The 14,416-nt window shown below is 56.1% G+C and carries 11 protein-coding genes and 1 riboswitch; of the genes, 9 read left to right on the top strand and 2 right to left on the bottom strand.

What is annotated here, in order from left to right:
• Window positions 1-103 precede the first annotated feature (103 nt).
• The 6 genes from A9Q02_RS07085 to A9Q02_RS07060 all read left to right on the top strand — a co-directional run bounded on the left by A9Q02_RS07085 (window position 104) and on the right by A9Q02_RS07060 (window position 6,037).
• Window positions 104-808 (top strand): LuxR C-terminal-related transcriptional regulator, encoded by a 705-nt coding sequence (locus tag A9Q02_RS07085; RefSeq protein WP_172450746.1) that lies wholly within the window; start codon window positions 104-106, stop codon window positions 806-808.
• A 4-nt stretch (window positions 809-812) separates the two neighbouring features.
• Window positions 813-1,820, top strand: coding sequence for a DUF937 domain-containing protein (locus A9Q02_RS07080; protein WP_097651635.1), 1,008 nt, complete (start codon window positions 813-815; stop codon window positions 1,818-1,820).
• A 69-nt stretch (window positions 1,821-1,889) separates the two neighbouring features.
• Window positions 1,890-2,378 (top strand): DUF1269 domain-containing protein, encoded by a 489-nt coding sequence (locus A9Q02_RS07075; protein WP_097651634.1) that lies wholly within the window; start codon window positions 1,890-1,892, stop codon window positions 2,376-2,378.
• A 147-nt stretch (window positions 2,379-2,525) separates the two neighbouring features.
• Window positions 2,526-3,179, top strand: a complete 654-nt coding sequence (locus A9Q02_RS07070) for a hypothetical protein (RefSeq protein ID WP_097651633.1) — start codon at window positions 2,526-2,528, stop codon at window positions 3,177-3,179.
• Window positions 3,179-4,273 (top strand): hypothetical protein, encoded by a 1,095-nt coding sequence (locus A9Q02_RS07065; RefSeq protein WP_097651632.1) that lies wholly within the window; start codon window positions 3,179-3,181, stop codon window positions 4,271-4,273. The genes A9Q02_RS07070 and A9Q02_RS07065 overlap by 1 nt, the downstream gene beginning before the upstream one ends.
• Window positions 4,274-6,037, top strand: coding sequence for a hypothetical protein (locus A9Q02_RS07060; RefSeq protein WP_097651631.1), 1,764 nt, complete (start codon window positions 4,274-4,276; stop codon window positions 6,035-6,037).
• Between the two features lie 48 nt (window positions 6,038-6,085).
• Here A9Q02_RS07060 and A9Q02_RS07055 read toward each other — a convergent pair whose 3' ends face one another.
• Together A9Q02_RS07055 and A9Q02_RS07050 are read right to left on the bottom strand one after the other, a co-directional pair.
• Window positions 6,086-8,287 carry a TRAP transporter permease gene (locus tag A9Q02_RS07055; protein ID WP_245860430.1) on the bottom strand — a complete coding sequence of 734 codons (2,202 nt, stop codon included), beginning with the start codon at window positions 8,285-8,287 and terminating at the stop codon, window positions 6,086-6,088.
• Between the two features lie 109 nt (window positions 8,288-8,396).
• Complete coding sequence (locus A9Q02_RS07050; protein WP_097651630.1) at window positions 8,397-9,506, bottom strand: TAXI family TRAP transporter solute-binding subunit; 1,110 nt, start codon at window positions 9,504-9,506, stop codon at window positions 8,397-8,399.
• A 500-nt stretch (window positions 9,507-10,006) separates the two neighbouring features.
• Here A9Q02_RS07050 and A9Q02_RS07045 point away from each other — a divergent pair, with 500 nt between their 5' ends.
• From A9Q02_RS07045 to metX, 3 genes are all read left to right on the top strand, one after another.
• Entirely contained in the window at window positions 10,007-11,314 is a 1,308-nt protein-coding gene (locus tag A9Q02_RS07045) for an acyl-CoA dehydrogenase family protein (RefSeq protein WP_097651629.1), read from the top strand.
• 263 nt (window positions 11,315-11,577) lie between these two features.
• Window positions 11,578-11,745: riboswitch (SAM riboswitch) on the top strand.
• 113 nt (window positions 11,746-11,858) lie between these two features.
• Window positions 11,859-13,145: a homocysteine synthase gene (locus tag A9Q02_RS07040; RefSeq protein WP_097651628.1), complete on the top strand. Its 1,287-nt coding sequence runs from the start codon at window positions 11,859-11,861 to the stop codon at window positions 13,143-13,145.
• 88 nt (window positions 13,146-13,233) lie between these two features.
• Window positions 13,234-14,376, top strand: a complete 1,143-nt coding sequence (gene metX, locus A9Q02_RS07035; RefSeq protein WP_097651627.1) for a homoserine O-acetyltransferase MetX — start codon at window positions 13,234-13,236, stop codon at window positions 14,374-14,376.
• Window positions 14,377-14,416 lie beyond the last annotated feature (40 nt).

Here is a 14,416-nt window from a genome sequence, read left to right as displayed (position 1 = left end):
CAGTGCATTGCTGTATGCCATTTGTGCATGATAAATGACGAGGCGGTACTCTCATGTAGTGCCGCTTTTGGCGGGTAGGTACCATGTCTTTTGTGCAGACACTATGACTATCAAACACCAGATTCGGATAGTGACGGCTGATCCACAGTCAATCTATCGTGCTGGAATACGCCATATCCTTTCGGCACTGCCGAATATTGCTGTTGTGGGTGAGGCGGGCTTTGCCGCCGATGCTTTTATGCTCTGCGAGCGTCATCGTCCTACTCTGTTGCTGCTTGATCTGACGATGCCAGGGGCACTGGATTTGCTGCGTGACCTTCAGCACCATCAGTCGCCTGTGCGTGTGGTTGCCTTGACTGAGCGGGTTGAAGCGATGTTGCTGCCTGCCGCATTGCAGTATGGCATCACCGGGTATCTGCTCAAGCATGTTGAGGCCTTTGAACTGGCTCAGGCTCTGCGCAATGCGGCGAATGGGGTGCTGACCCTGGCTCCCGAAGTTGCCGCCTTGCTTGCTGGCGATGATCAGCAACAAGTTGCTGATCCGGATCGCCTGTCTCAACGCGAACAGGCAGTCTTTTCGCTTTTGTTGTACGGCCTCTCGAATGATGCGATCGCGGAACGCCTGCATATTAGCCGTACAACGGTTAAGTTTCATCTGCGGAATATCTATGGTAAACTTGGTGTACGCACGCGTGTAGAAGCAATCAGCAAGTCCTACCGCCAGTATCACGCTGGTGGGACGTCGCTGCATGATCGGCTGCCTCCTTTGTCCCGCCAGCCGTTAAAGCTCTCGATGAAAGGAATTTGAATCTATGCCATCGGTGATTGACACAATTTCGAATCTGATCAGTCCGGCGGTGATTGAACGTGTCGGTAAGCAGGTGGGCCTTAGTGACGAAATGACTCGCCAGGGTATCGCCTTGACCACTGCTGTCCTGGCTGGTGGTCTTGCTCGTATGGGCAATACGCCTGAGGGTGTCGAGGCCCTTGATAAGATTATTCAGGGGGCCGATACCGGTGTGCTCGGCAATCTCCAGGGTGTGCTCGGTAATATTACCGGTGGAACCCCCGAGGTCGTCCAGCAGATGTTTGGCAATAATCTTGAATTGGTTACGGGCGGGATCAAGAAGGCGAGCAGCATTGATATTACCCCCTTCCTTGCGATCGTTACCCCGGTGTTGATGGGTGTGATCAAGAATATGACGACCCAGCAGGGTATGGATGCCGCCGCCCTTACCAAGACGTTGCAGACTGAACTGCGTGGCCTGAGCCGCCGCGATAGTACTACCAACCAGGTGATCAAAGAGGTCTTCAAGCCGCTCGAGGCGCAGGATAAGCTGCGGGCCAAGTTCACCGATGAAGAATGGGTGGCCTTGCGGCAGGGTCCTGTCTATGCCGCAACGCTGATTATTCTTGCCGATCTTTCGGGCAAGGGTGGCCGCGATAAAGAACTTGATGCGATGTATGCCGCTATTGATGAGGCGGTTACTAGTGCCGGACCCACCGAATTGCTCAACATTCTCTTCAGTGACGATGTGACCGCTGATGAGGTCGAGGCAATGGTCAAGACCCATAAGAAGTCTGAGCAGGCTGAGATCCAGGCGACCCTCCTTCCTCTCGTGCTCGAGTCAGTTGGTGTCGCTCGTGCCAAGGCGCCTCGCTCTGATGCGGTTGCCTATCAGGGTTTGATGCTCGCCGTTGCCCAGCAGGTTGCCGCTGCGGTCAAAGAGGGTGGCTTCCTCGGGATGGGTGGTACTTCGGTGAGCGCCGAAGAGAAGGCCGCCATCGATGCCCTCGCTGCTGCCCTTGCCTCAAGTTAGGCTCTGTTTATTCCTGAGTTTTTTCTCGTTTGCTCGCTTGTGTCGTTTGAAACCTGAGGAGGTTCTTGTATGTCCGCTTTGACCGTGCTGAAGTTCTCGACCGTGGACGGTGCCGAGAAGATGCTCGATACGCTGGATAGTCTGCAGAAGCAGCAGTTGATTACCATTATTGATGCGGCTACCGTCGTCTGGGCTGCCGATAAGAAGAAACCCAAGACCCGCCAGCTCCATAATCTGGCCGGCATGGGTGCCCTCAATGGGATGTTCTGGGGCATGCTCTTTGGCTTGCTCTTCTTCATTCCGTTTGTCGGGGCGGCTATCGGTGCCGCAACCGGCGCCCTCACCGGTACCTTCGCTGATGTCGGCATTGATGATCGCTTCATCAAAGAAGTTCAGGCCAAGGTGACCCCCGGTACCTCTGCCCTCTTCTTGATGAGCACCGGTGCGGTTCTCGACCGGATCAGTGAGGCCGTCAAGGGCCAGGAGTTTGAGTTGATCGCGAGTAACCTCTCGACTGAGCAGGAAGCCCGGCTCAAAGAGTACTTCAGCGAGGAGTAAATTCGTTCGCTGCGGCGTTCTTGATCGCATTGCAACAAGAGCATGCATAGGCTGCGGCCTACGTATGCTCTTGTTTACGTAGCGCCAGTCGTTGCACACAAGCCTAGTTCAGAACTATCAGTTGTCAAACCACAAAAAGGCAGTGCCGTGTTTGAATTTCTTGGCAATGTGCTCCAGGGTATTGGTGAAGCGCTCCGCTTGAATCCTCGGGTCTTTGAAATCGTCGAGCGCTATCCCAATACCAACTGGGTTATTCTGATGATTGCGATCCTTGGTGGCGCCTCGATGCTCGTTGGGCAGAGTGTCATTCTCTTTGTTAATCGGGTGCGCCCTGGGCGTTTTGTCTTGAGCCTGGTGGTCAATGGCATTATTTTTGCGACCTCACTGCTGATCTGGGCCATTGCGATCTGGGCCACCGGTCAGGTGCTCTTTCCGAATGATATTTCGTTCCGTACGGTGATGCGTATGGTTGGCCTCGGTGCTACGCCCTATCTCTTTGGTTTCCTCGTGCTGATCCCTTACCTCGGTACCTTCATTGGTCGTGTCCTCTCGGTCTGGAGCTTTCTGGTCGTGCTCGCTGGCATTACGTTCCTCGCTAATGGGGCCCTCTGGCCCGCCCTTGTCTGTGTTGGCCTCGGCTATCTCCTCGTGACAGTTGGTAGTGCGACCATTGGTCGCCCCATTCTTGCTGTCCGTAACTGGCTCTTCAAGACGGCTGCGGGGACAACCTTTGATCTGGCACTTGATGATGTCCTTGATCACTTTGCCAATGAGAAATCACCCCCCAAAGGAGGTCGCTGATGCTCTCAGTACTCTGGTTGCTCTTCATTGGCGCCATTGTTTTGCTCTTCCTGTCGGCTGCCGTTGCTCCGTTCGAGAGCCTTGGTTGGTGGGCCGGTTGGTTTGGTGAAAGCAAAGCACCTCCCGTCCCCGGTCACGTCACGCCTCAGTTGGCCGATATTCCTGAGAGCAAAGAACCCCATTTTCTCGTCTATCTCTCGGGGATCGGGGCGATTGATGCAGCTGGTATTCCCCAGGAAGAGATCGATTGGGGCAAGATGGCGATCAAGCGCCTTTCGAATACGACGGTGGTGCCTGATGTCTATCCCTATTCGGTCACCAATGCCGGTCTCACCAACGAACGCGCCTTTGCTCGTATGTGGGGATATCTCGAAAAGCGTCGTTTAAAAAATCCGTATGACTTGCTGCAATTTCTTATTAACATTCGCAATATGTTCCAGGTGGCCATTTCGGCTGATCGACGCTATGGGCCGATCTATAACCTGGGGGTTGCCAATGAAATTGTTGAGGCCCTGCAGTTGCGCGGCTATCGCATTGGTAGTGGCAAGCCTGTGACGATTATTGGCTTCTCTGGTGGGGCCCAGATTGCCATTGGGGCCGCGACGTTTCTCAAGCCCTTGCTTCGCCAGGCTCCGATCCGAGTTATCTCGATCGGCGGTGTGATGAGTGATGACATCGGCATTAAAAATCTGACCAAACTCTACCATCTCTGGGGTGACGATGATCCGCTCCACGGTCTCGGTGAGAAACTCTATGCCGGGCGCTGGAAGTGGTTTCCGCAGAGCATCTGGAACCAGGCGCTCTACAATGGGGTCATTGAGTTTGTCCCGATGGGCAAGATGCATCACAATGGTTCGACCAACTATTTCTCGTGGGTGGCTTTTACCCCCGATGGCCGTTCCCACGCCATTGCAACCATTGATGTGATCGGCGATCTGCTGGTGCGCGAGAAGCTCGTTGATGCGACCGATCTCGCTGCCGCCCGTGAGGCAACTGATCCCGAGGCTCGCGCCTATGCCGATGCCCGCGTGGCTGAGGTTGCTGAAGCCAGGGCTGAACGCGAGGCGAAAAAGAAGAAGCAAAAGGTGGCCTAAATGACGACCGTGAGCAATTATCAGCGTTATCAAGCAGCACCCTTCAATCAACCCGCTTTCTATCCGCTTCAGCAACGCCCCAATCCTGTTCGCTACCAACCCCTTGGTGCCTGGCTCGGCCGCTTGATCTTGCCGTCGCTCGCTGAACGTGAATTGGTGCTTGGGTGTTGGATCGAGCTCGAACACGTACCCGCAACCGATCAGGATCTCCTGGGTGCACGGGTGCGCCTGCGCTGGCTCCCCAACCTGACGCTTAATGCGCGTTTTTGGGGGGCCACCCGCAGTGTCCATATGAGCGAAGATTCGCTCAAGGCGATCGCGGCGGGTACGGTGCTTGCCGAACGAGTCAATGGCTGGGAGTATGTTAATCCACTTGAGTCACTCGCTGGGGCGCATCCGTTTGATGATCTCACGGTGCGCCTTGAAGGCGATGTAATCCTCGAACGCCAACCCGCCGATGGCGGCCCGCCAATCATCTTTGTGACGACCGAACCAGTTCAGGTCACCGGTCGTTTCTATGCGTTGGTGCAGTTTCTTGGGCCTTCCGGTGATGGTGATACTTATCGTGTGCGGCACTATGCGTCGGCGACCAGTGACTTCACCGGCCCCGAAGAATTGGTGCGGATGCCCGAGGTTGTGCCCGATAGCTTCGGTGTAACCAATAGTACCGCCTCTGGCATCGAGCACTCGCCCCTCAATGCGCAGGGTTGGTATATCTATGGTGCCCAGGATGCCGAAGGTGCCTTTGTCGTGCGGGCCCTCGCCCCTCGCTTGATGCTGCGTCTCGAACCCCAGAGCTATGCCGATCGTACGTCGGAGTGTATGGAGTATTTGAAGCCTAAACAGTGGAAGCAGACCGCCGTCAAGGGCCAGGCCACAACGGTGTTGCTTGCCGGGGATGGCATTACTCCTCACGCGGCCCGTGATGCCTGGCAAGTCGGGGATCGTGCGCTGCTGATCCATCTCTTTGGCGGCATCGGGGGCGAAAAACGCGAACCCGCCGCCCGCACGCCGCTCTACTGGGGCCACGTGGCTTTTGGCCGTGCGACGGTGATCCTTGAGCCACTCGCGAATGAATTGAGCTTTGATCTGGTCTATAATCAGGTCTATGCGCACAATGTTGATGGCCTGACCGCAGGTTCGATGCACTATAGTCGTTATAGCGGCGATCGCCAGTTTGGCTGGGCCGGCGTGCGCCCGATCCAGGATGTGCTGATCAAGCATCCTGCCATGACTGATCCGTTTGAACTCCGCGGTCAACCTCTCGCCGCGCTCGATCTGATCTTGCGCCAACTAGAGGTGATGACGGCCCGGTATCGCATTGCCGATGGCCGTGGCGGTACCAGTGTCGGGGCGGCCAATAATTGTGCCCAGGACTCGGCCCAGGCGCTTTATGCGGCGATCCGCAATACCGGCCGTCTTTTGCGTGATCGTCCCGATCTCCAGGCCGCTCTTGCCAATACGCCTGAAAATGCCCGGCGCCTCGAAGCGCTCTTGTCGCTCGGCAGTGATGTCCGTGAAGTCCTCACGCCCTGGGGTGCCCGCGAAGATTGGGAATACGACCTGCCTGTTCTTGGCAGCGGTGGTACACCGTTCAAAAGCTTTGGCAAAGCCGTAAAGAGCTGGCGCACGGTTCTGCCGCCAGTCATTGCCCGTGCCCTGATCGAGGTCTTTCTCAAACGCGGTGCGTCGGCCTGGGTCTTGCGTAGCAGCCAAATCGGTGGTTATGACCCAACCATCGAGCCAATTGTCCCGAACGTATAACGAAAAAGCCAGCATTGCTGGCTTTTTCGTTATACGTTCTTCCTCATCTCACGTTGCGGGTTGAGCTGGTGCAACCGACTTGCCACGGCGCTTCACGTCATAGTACTGCCAGAACCAGACCGAAGCGAAAATCGCGATCCCGACCAGATCAGTCGCTAGGTTGGGCCAGAAACAGAGGAAAGCCCCAATGGCGGCAATGATCCACTCCCACCAGGTTGTTTGCCGTACCAGATAGAACATCGAAACCGCCGAGAAGGCGATCGTGCCCATAAAGCCTGAGAAGAAGGCGAGCGCTACTTCCCCCCACATCATCTCTTGCAATGGCTGACCGCTGTGCCCAATCAGCAGAATCGCCGGGCTGAAGGCAAAGAGGAACGGCATCACATAGAGTAACTTGGCAAACTTAAAGGCTGTCCATCCTGTCTTCCAGGGATCCGCCCCGGCAATCGCCGCACCGGCATAGGCCGCCACACACACCGGGGGCGTAATGTTGCTGTCCTGGCTAAACCAGTAGACAATCATATGCGCCGCGATCAGGGCGATCCCAAGATCGGTCAGCGCAGGTACCATAATCACCGCCGTGATCAGGTAAGCCGCCGTCACCGGCACGCCCATGCCCAGCACCAGTGAGGCTAGCCCAATCAGCATGATGGCCAGCACCACGTTGCCGCCCGCTAGGTCGGTAATAATTTTGGCAAAACGCCCACCGATACCAGTGGCATAAATGGTACCGACAATCATCCCGATCACACCCACCGTGGCCCCGATCACCAGGGTATCACGCACACCCTCTTCCATTGCCTCAATCACACTGCGCACGACGCGTACCGTACTCCGTCCAGCCGCTTGCAGCAGATTGCCGCCCAGCGCCGCTGGATTCTTGAAGTCAGCGGCATTGTTGGGCATCGTGTACATCAGCGCCACACACGAGAGGATCGACCAGAAGGCCGAATATCCTGGCGAGAAACCCGACATCATCATAATGACCAGCACCAGCAGCGGCACCGACATATACCATTCTTTACGGATGATATCCATCGCGCTGACCCCGGTCTCAATCCCACGCAGGTTGTACTTCTTGGCCTCAAAGTGAACCATGGTCAGCACCGAGAGGAAGTAGAGAATCGCGGGAAAGATCGAAATAAGCACAATCGTCGGATAGGGGATCGCGGTCAATTCGGCCATCAGGAAGGCACCCGCCCCCATCACCGGGGGCATAAAAGCACCACCGATCGAGGCCGAAGGTTCAATCGCACCAGCCACATGGGGGCGAAAGCCCGAGCGCTTCATCAAAGGGATCGTAAACGAGCCAGTACTTACCGTATTGGCAATCGCACTTCCAGAGATCGAGCCAAAGAGAGCCGAAGAGATCACCGACACTTTCGCTGGACCACCCGTTGAACGTCCTGCCAGCGCGAGCGGCAAATCAATAAAGAAGCGACTGGCCCCCGACTTACGCAGGAAAGCCCCAAAAAAGATGAAGAGAATAACATACGAGACCAGGACGTTGGCCATGATGCCAAAGACGCCCTCTTGGTCAAAGAAGAGCGTGGTTGCTGCACGTTCGGCTGAGCGGCCACGATGGGCAAACGTGTTCAGAATTGGCACATCATAGAGCACACTGCCAAAGCGTAGGTAGAGAATGAACATTCCGCCGATGATCGTCATTGACCAACCAAGCACACGACGGGCAATCTCAAGCGAGATCAGCAACCCGATGGAACCAACAATATAGTCGTTATAGTTGTAAGCCCCGGCGCGAAATTGGAGGGCGCGGAAATCACGGATGTAATAGCTAACCACCCCCACCGTCAGGGCAATGAGGATCAGGTCGATCAGGCTAGGCCCAGATTTGGGTGCAAGTACCATCCGCAGCCAACCGGGCAGACGCTCAAGGATGTTCTCCATCCAGGGGCGAACACTGCTTTTACGCGGAATGGCAGGATAGAGCAGCAGGATCAAAATATAGGTCAGCATGACATAGAGGCCACGCTGCCATTGCACCGGTGCAGGGAGGGTTCCCGCAGTATAAATATAAAAACCAGCCATTCCAACCGAGATGGTCGAGACGACCATTGCCCAGAATCGATTGAGTTGACGCGTGGCGGGCTCTTCTTTCTCGACAATCGCACGCAGTTTTTCCTCTTCCGCCGCATCCATGGCCCCCGGAGTGCTCAAAGCATCCAGCATTGCTTGCGGGTCTTCGTCAGGTTTTTTCTTCTCAGGGTTGGGGGTGGACTCTCCTGCCATCACTCCTCCTCATCGAGTTGGCCATTAGATTGCGCAATGGTGTTATCCACTCATCTTTGTGGATAACACCATTGCGCTGTTTACACGAAGATACCTGCGACCGTGCGTACTACTTCAATTCATCCGGGATGGTCACACCCTGCTCTTCCCAGAAGCGTACCGCTCCGGGATGCAACCGGCTGCCGATGCCGGTAATGCCATTTTCAAGGGCGACTTCACTGGCCGAGGGGTGAGCGGCTCGCAGGCGGCTCATGCCTTCATCGCCAAACACCGTCTTCAGTGCATTGTAGACAACATCATCCGGCACATCGACATTGGTAACCCACAGCGCTGTGTCCTGGAAGCTTGGCACATCCTCATCAACACCGGTGTACGCTCCCCCAACCAGACTGCGCGCCGAGTAGAAGGGGTAGGCCTCGAAGAAGCCACCCTCAACGCCAGGATTGTAGACATCAATCAGGCGAATGCTGGTGATGGTCGTTGCCTCAGTCACCGAGGCATTGGGGAAGCCAGCCAAGATCCAGAAGCCATCAAGCTGGCCGTCGCCCATCGCCGACGCAGCCTGCGAGTAGCCCAGATACTCAACCTGCACCTGATCAATCAGACCCATATGGGTAAAGTAGCGCTCGGCAGAGAGCGCCGCACCCGAACCCGCGTTGCCCAGCGCAATGCGCTTGCCAGGCAGATCGGCCACACTCTGAATGCCACTGCGCTCAGAGACGACCAGGTGAATGACACCACCATAAAGGGGGGCTACCGCCAGGACGTTCGTGTACTGCGTCGGATCCTGAGGCAATTCGCCAGCCGCACCAAGGGCAACGTCGCCAGCATAGACAATGCCAAACTGGAAGTCACCCGAGTTGGTGCTGCGCAGGTTCTCGGCTGAACCACCTGTACCTTCAGCCGTGATCTCCAGGTTAGGATCAGCATCGGCGACAATAATCGCCAGCGTGTCGGCATACACCTGGAAGACGCCACCGACTGGCCCACCACCAAACGAAAGCCGCAATCGCTCGGTTGAAACTGGTGGCGCTTCAGTTGGTGTCGTCTCGGCTGGGGCCGTCTCCTCGGTTGCTTCTGTGGGAACATCTGTCGCTTCAGGGGCGGGGGCAGCCGTTGGGGCAGCGGCTGGGGTTGAACCACAGGCCGCGAGCACCAGGGCCATGACCATCATCAAAACAAGAACCATCAACCCACGTGGCGAACGAAAGCTTCTCATCTACACTACCTCCTTGTCAAATTCCTACGACCGCGTCACTGCGATAACGAGTTGGGCCGGTCTGAGCGCGAATCGATCAGACCCGATGAGAAAAAGCTGTTTTGCTTGGGAGGGGCTTATCAAAACAATTGATTATAGAGACTTTGTGAGTGTGTGCGGAGTATAACCCGCATCAAGTTCGCTTGTCAAGCGATGACATAATGTTGGGTGCTTGCTGGAGGTGTCAGCCCTCCCAAGAACCTTGGTTGTACTGGCAAAAACGGCTAGCGAAGCTAGCCGTTTTTGCCAGTACAACCAAGAATTGTCGGGCGTCAGCCCTGGCCATATAATTCCTCTCATTGACAGTTGTTATGCCGGTGTGCTATAACATGTATAACGCATTGCGTTAAATGTGTTGTCGACGCGTGATCGGCGCCTCCCAGTTTATGGCGGAGCGACGATGATCCGCCGACCGACGACAGTGTTGTCGCCGGCGGCACGCTACTTATCGGAGGAGATCTATGGCTCCCGTCACGCTACCCTTTGCTGGTCTCTCACGTCTGTTTCAACAAGTGAAATTCCCTGGTGGAGTCAGTCCGCAGGAGATCGGCCTGCTGCTCAAGAGCATTACGAGTAAACGTCGTCCAAAACATTTGCCGCCGGTCAATGGTGACTTCTACGATATTCTTGATGTGCTGTCCGATGAAGAACGTGCGATCCAGTTGGCAATCCGTACGTATATGGATGAGCGAGTTCGCCCGGTGATTGGTTCCTATTGGGAACGGGGTGATTTTCCGCACGAACTCGTGCCTTCGTTTGCCGCGATGATCCAGAATACCTTTGGCTCGCGCCCCTATTCGCTTGATGCCCTCGGCCCGGTCTTGACTGGCATTGCTGCGATGGAACTCGCACGGGTCGATCCTTCGATGTACACCTTCTGGGGTGTCCATTGGGGCCTCTCGATGGGCTCGATCTGGATGTTTGGCTCGGATGAGCAAAAACAGCGCTGGCTGCCCGCGATGGAACGCTTTGAAAAGATTGGGACTTGGTCGCTCACCGAGCCCGAGGTTGGCTCGGCGACGGCTGCCGGTCTGCTGACGACGGCCCGTCGCGAAGATGATGTCTGGATTATCAATGGTGCCAAAAAGTGGTGCGGCAATGCACCGATCGCTGATCTGAATGTGGTCTTTGCCCGTGATGTGGCTGATAATCAGGTCAAGGGCTTTGTGGTCGAACGTGGCACGCCCGGCTACCATGTCGAGAAACTTGAAGGCAAAATTGCGCTCCGGGTGGTGCAGAATGCGAATATTCAGCTCCAGAATGTGCGCGTTCCCGAGGCCAACCGGCTCCCCGGGGTCACTGCGTTCCGCGATGTTGCCCGTCAGTTGGCAATGGCCCGTGCTATTGTCGCTTGGGCAATGACTGGTACCGCCATGGGTGCGTATGAACGTACCCTTGCCTATGCCAATGAGCGCATTCAGTTTGGCCGCCCGATCACCGGTTTCCAACTCGTGCAGAGTGGCCTCGTTTCGATGCTCGGCAACCTGACCGCGATGCAGTCGCTCTGTCTGCGCCTCAGTCAGATCGCTGCCCGCGATGGCAAGCTTAGCCACGAACGGGCCTCGCTCGCCAAGGCCTTCTGTGGCGAAAAGATGCGCGAAGTTGTCGCCACTGGTCGGGGTCTGCTCGGTGGCAATGGCATTTTGCTCGAACACGATGTCGCCCGCTATTTCGCCGACGCCGAGGCACTCTATTCCTACGAGGGTACCCACGAAATGAATACCCTCATCGTTGGTCGGGCTATTACCGGCATGAGTGCCTTTATTTAGGCGCGGAGCTCTGTGCGCGGGGCTCGGTCGCTAGACCGAGCCCCGCCAAGGCACCCGCAAGGGCACCCGCAAGGGGTGCCCCTACACCGGATGCGGCCTCGCCCCGGTACGGGCACCCCTTGCGGGTGCCCCGCCCCGGTACGGGTGCCCCGTTGTATCCGCTTTCGTATGATGCAATCGCCCTATCCCACAAAAAATTCCCTCTTGACAATCTCGCGTCAAACTGTTATATTTGAACCCAGCACACAAACAACTAGACGCGCGGCTCATCCAGAGCGGTGGAGGGAACGGCCCTATGAAACCGCGGCAACCACCTGGAAGTCTGACGCTTGGTAGACGCTCACTTGCCTATAGCAGGTAGCGTATGATATCCAAAGCGTTCTGCCCAGGCTCGGTGCCAATTCCGACAGAAAACATCTGGAAGATGAGCGGCACGCTGCGCCGATCTTCTACCTGAATCGCGAGTGTCTGCCCTCATCGAATACCGATGAGGGTTTTTTTGTGTGTTGTTTTGTTCGCAATCTATGCTATAAGGGGGCTTCCTATGGCCGATGATCAGCAGTTTACCGGTTTTGAGACGCTGGCTTTGCATGGCGGGCAGGTTCCTGATCCGACAACGGGCGCACGCGCAGTGCCGATTTATCAGACGACATCGTATCAGTTCCAGGATACCGATCACGCTGCTCGCCTCTTTGGTCTGCAAGAGTTTGGTAATATCTATACCCGGATTATGAACCCAACGACCGATGTCTTCGAGAAGCGTCTCGCGCTCCTCGAGGGTGGCGTCGGTGCCCTTGCCCTCGCTTCCGGTCAGGCTGCTGAAACCCTCGCGATCCTTAATCTCGCCGGGACTGGTGATAATCTTGTTGCGTCAACCGATCTGTATGGTGGTACCTATAATCTCTTCCGCCATACCTTGCCCAAACTTGGCATTACAACCCGTTTTGTTGATGGCCGTGATTATGAGGGTTTTCGTCAGGCGATTGATGGGCGTACCAAAGCCTTCTTTCTCGAACTCGTCGGTAATCCGAAGCTCGATGTGCTCGATCTCGAGCGCATTGCCGCCATTGCCCACGAGGCCGGCGTTGCGGTGATTGTTGATGCGACCACCGTAACCCCCTATCTCTGGAAGCCGATCGAACACGGGGCCGATATTGTGATCCATTCGGCTACCAAGTTTATTGGCGGCCACGGTACGAGCATCGGTGGGGTGATCGTTGATAGCGGCAAGTTCGATTGGGCCAATGGCCGCTATCCCGAGTTTACCGAACCCGATCCTAGCTACCACGGGCTTGTCTATACCCAGGCCCTCGGCAATCTCGCCTATATCATCAAGGCTCGCGTCCAGGGTCTCCGTGATCTCGGTGCGGCGATCAGTCCCTTCAATGCCTTCCTCTTGCTCCAGGGCCTCGAGACGTTGCCCCTCCGTATGGAGCGCCATAGCCAGAATGCGCTCGGTGTCGCCCGTTGGCTCGGCGAGCACCAGAAAGTGGCTTGGGTCAACTACCCTGGCCTCCCCACCCATCCGAGCTATGAACTGACCCGTAAGTATCTGCCGAAAGGTCAGAGTGGCATTCTTGGCTTTGGTATCAAAGGCGGGCGCGAGGCAGGCCGGACTTTCATCAATAACCTGCGCCTCTTCTCGCATCTGGCGAATATCGGTGATGCCCGTAGCCTCGCCATTCATCCCGCCAGTACCACCCATAGTCAACTTACCGCTGAAGAGCAACAACTGACCGGCGTCACGGATGACTATATTCGTCTTTCGATTGGCATCGAGACCCTGGATGATATCCTCGCCGATCTCGACCAGGCGCTCGCCAAGGTGTAGGTGGAATTGGGGGAACCAGTGGCGACCGACAGGCCACTGGTTTCCCCTTCAAGCAAGTAGTGTAAGCCAGTATCGTTGAGGTGTCTCTATGACTGCTGTGGCAACTGAGCGTGTCTTTGATGGTGTTGGTCTTGTCCAACGGCAATATTTTACCTGGACTGAGCCGCTCACGCTCGAGAGTGGCAAGATGCTTGGGCCTGTAACGCTTGCCTATGAGACCTATGGACAGCTCAATGCTGAGCGCAGCAATGCGATTCTCTTGCTCCATGCCCTTTCAGGTGATGCGCACGCCGCCGGTTTTTATGCTCCTGCTGAACGCAAGCCGGGTTGGTGGGACATGATGGTCGGCCCGGGCCGCCCCTTTGATACTGATCGTTACTATATTATTTGCTCGAATGTCATTGGTGGTTGCATGGGCTCGACTGGCCCTTCTAGCCGTGATCCGCGTACGGGTCGTCCTTATGCGACTCGTTTTCCTGTGATTACCATTGGCGATATGGTGCGCGCCCAGGCCCGCCTGATCGATGCGCTCGGTATCGATCAGTTGATGGCCGTCGCCGGTGGCTCGATGGGTGGCTTTCAGGCGCTCGAGTGGATGACTAGTAACCCTGAGCGCGTTCGTAGCGCGATCTTGATTGCTACCGCTGCGCGCTCAGGTACCCAGACCATCGCCTGGAATAGCATTGCCCGCCGGGCTATTATGAGCGATCCACGCTGGCGCAATGGCGACTATTACGGCTACGAGTCTCCCGTGGATGGTCTTGCCCTCGCCCGTATGCTTGGCCATGTCACGTACCTGAGTGAACCCGCGCTTGAGCAGAAGTTTGGGCGCCGTCTGCAGCATAATGATGATCTTGCTTTTAGTCTCGAACGCGAATTTGCGGTCGAAAGCTATCTCGATTATCAGGGTGAAGCTTTTAATCAGCGTTTTGATGCCAATTCATACCTCTATATCACCAAAGCGATGGATTACTGGGACTTGCCGGGACGCTATGGCAACCTCGATGTCGCTTTCAATCGGGTGACTGGCAGCACGCTGCTCATCTCGTTCAGTAGTGACTGGCTCTATCCTACCGCTGAGTCACAGGCGATTGCCGATGCCCTCACCCGCCGTGGCCGTTTCGTCGAACACGTTGACCTCCCCGGGATTGCCGGCCACGATGCCTTTTTGCTTGATGCTGAAGCGCAGGAGCCGATCATCAACGCGTTTCTTGATGATGTTGGTTGTTAGAGATACATAGCACAAACGGCGAGCGAAGCTCGCCGTTTGT

It is taken from the genome of Candidatus Chloroploca asiatica (assembly GCF_002532075.1).
Lineage (GTDB): Bacteria > Chloroflexota > Chloroflexia > Chloroflexales > Chloroflexaceae > Chloroploca > Chloroploca asiatica.
Note: the sequence above shows the minus strand (reverse complement) of the source record. Positions and strands in the feature narration are given on the sequence as shown.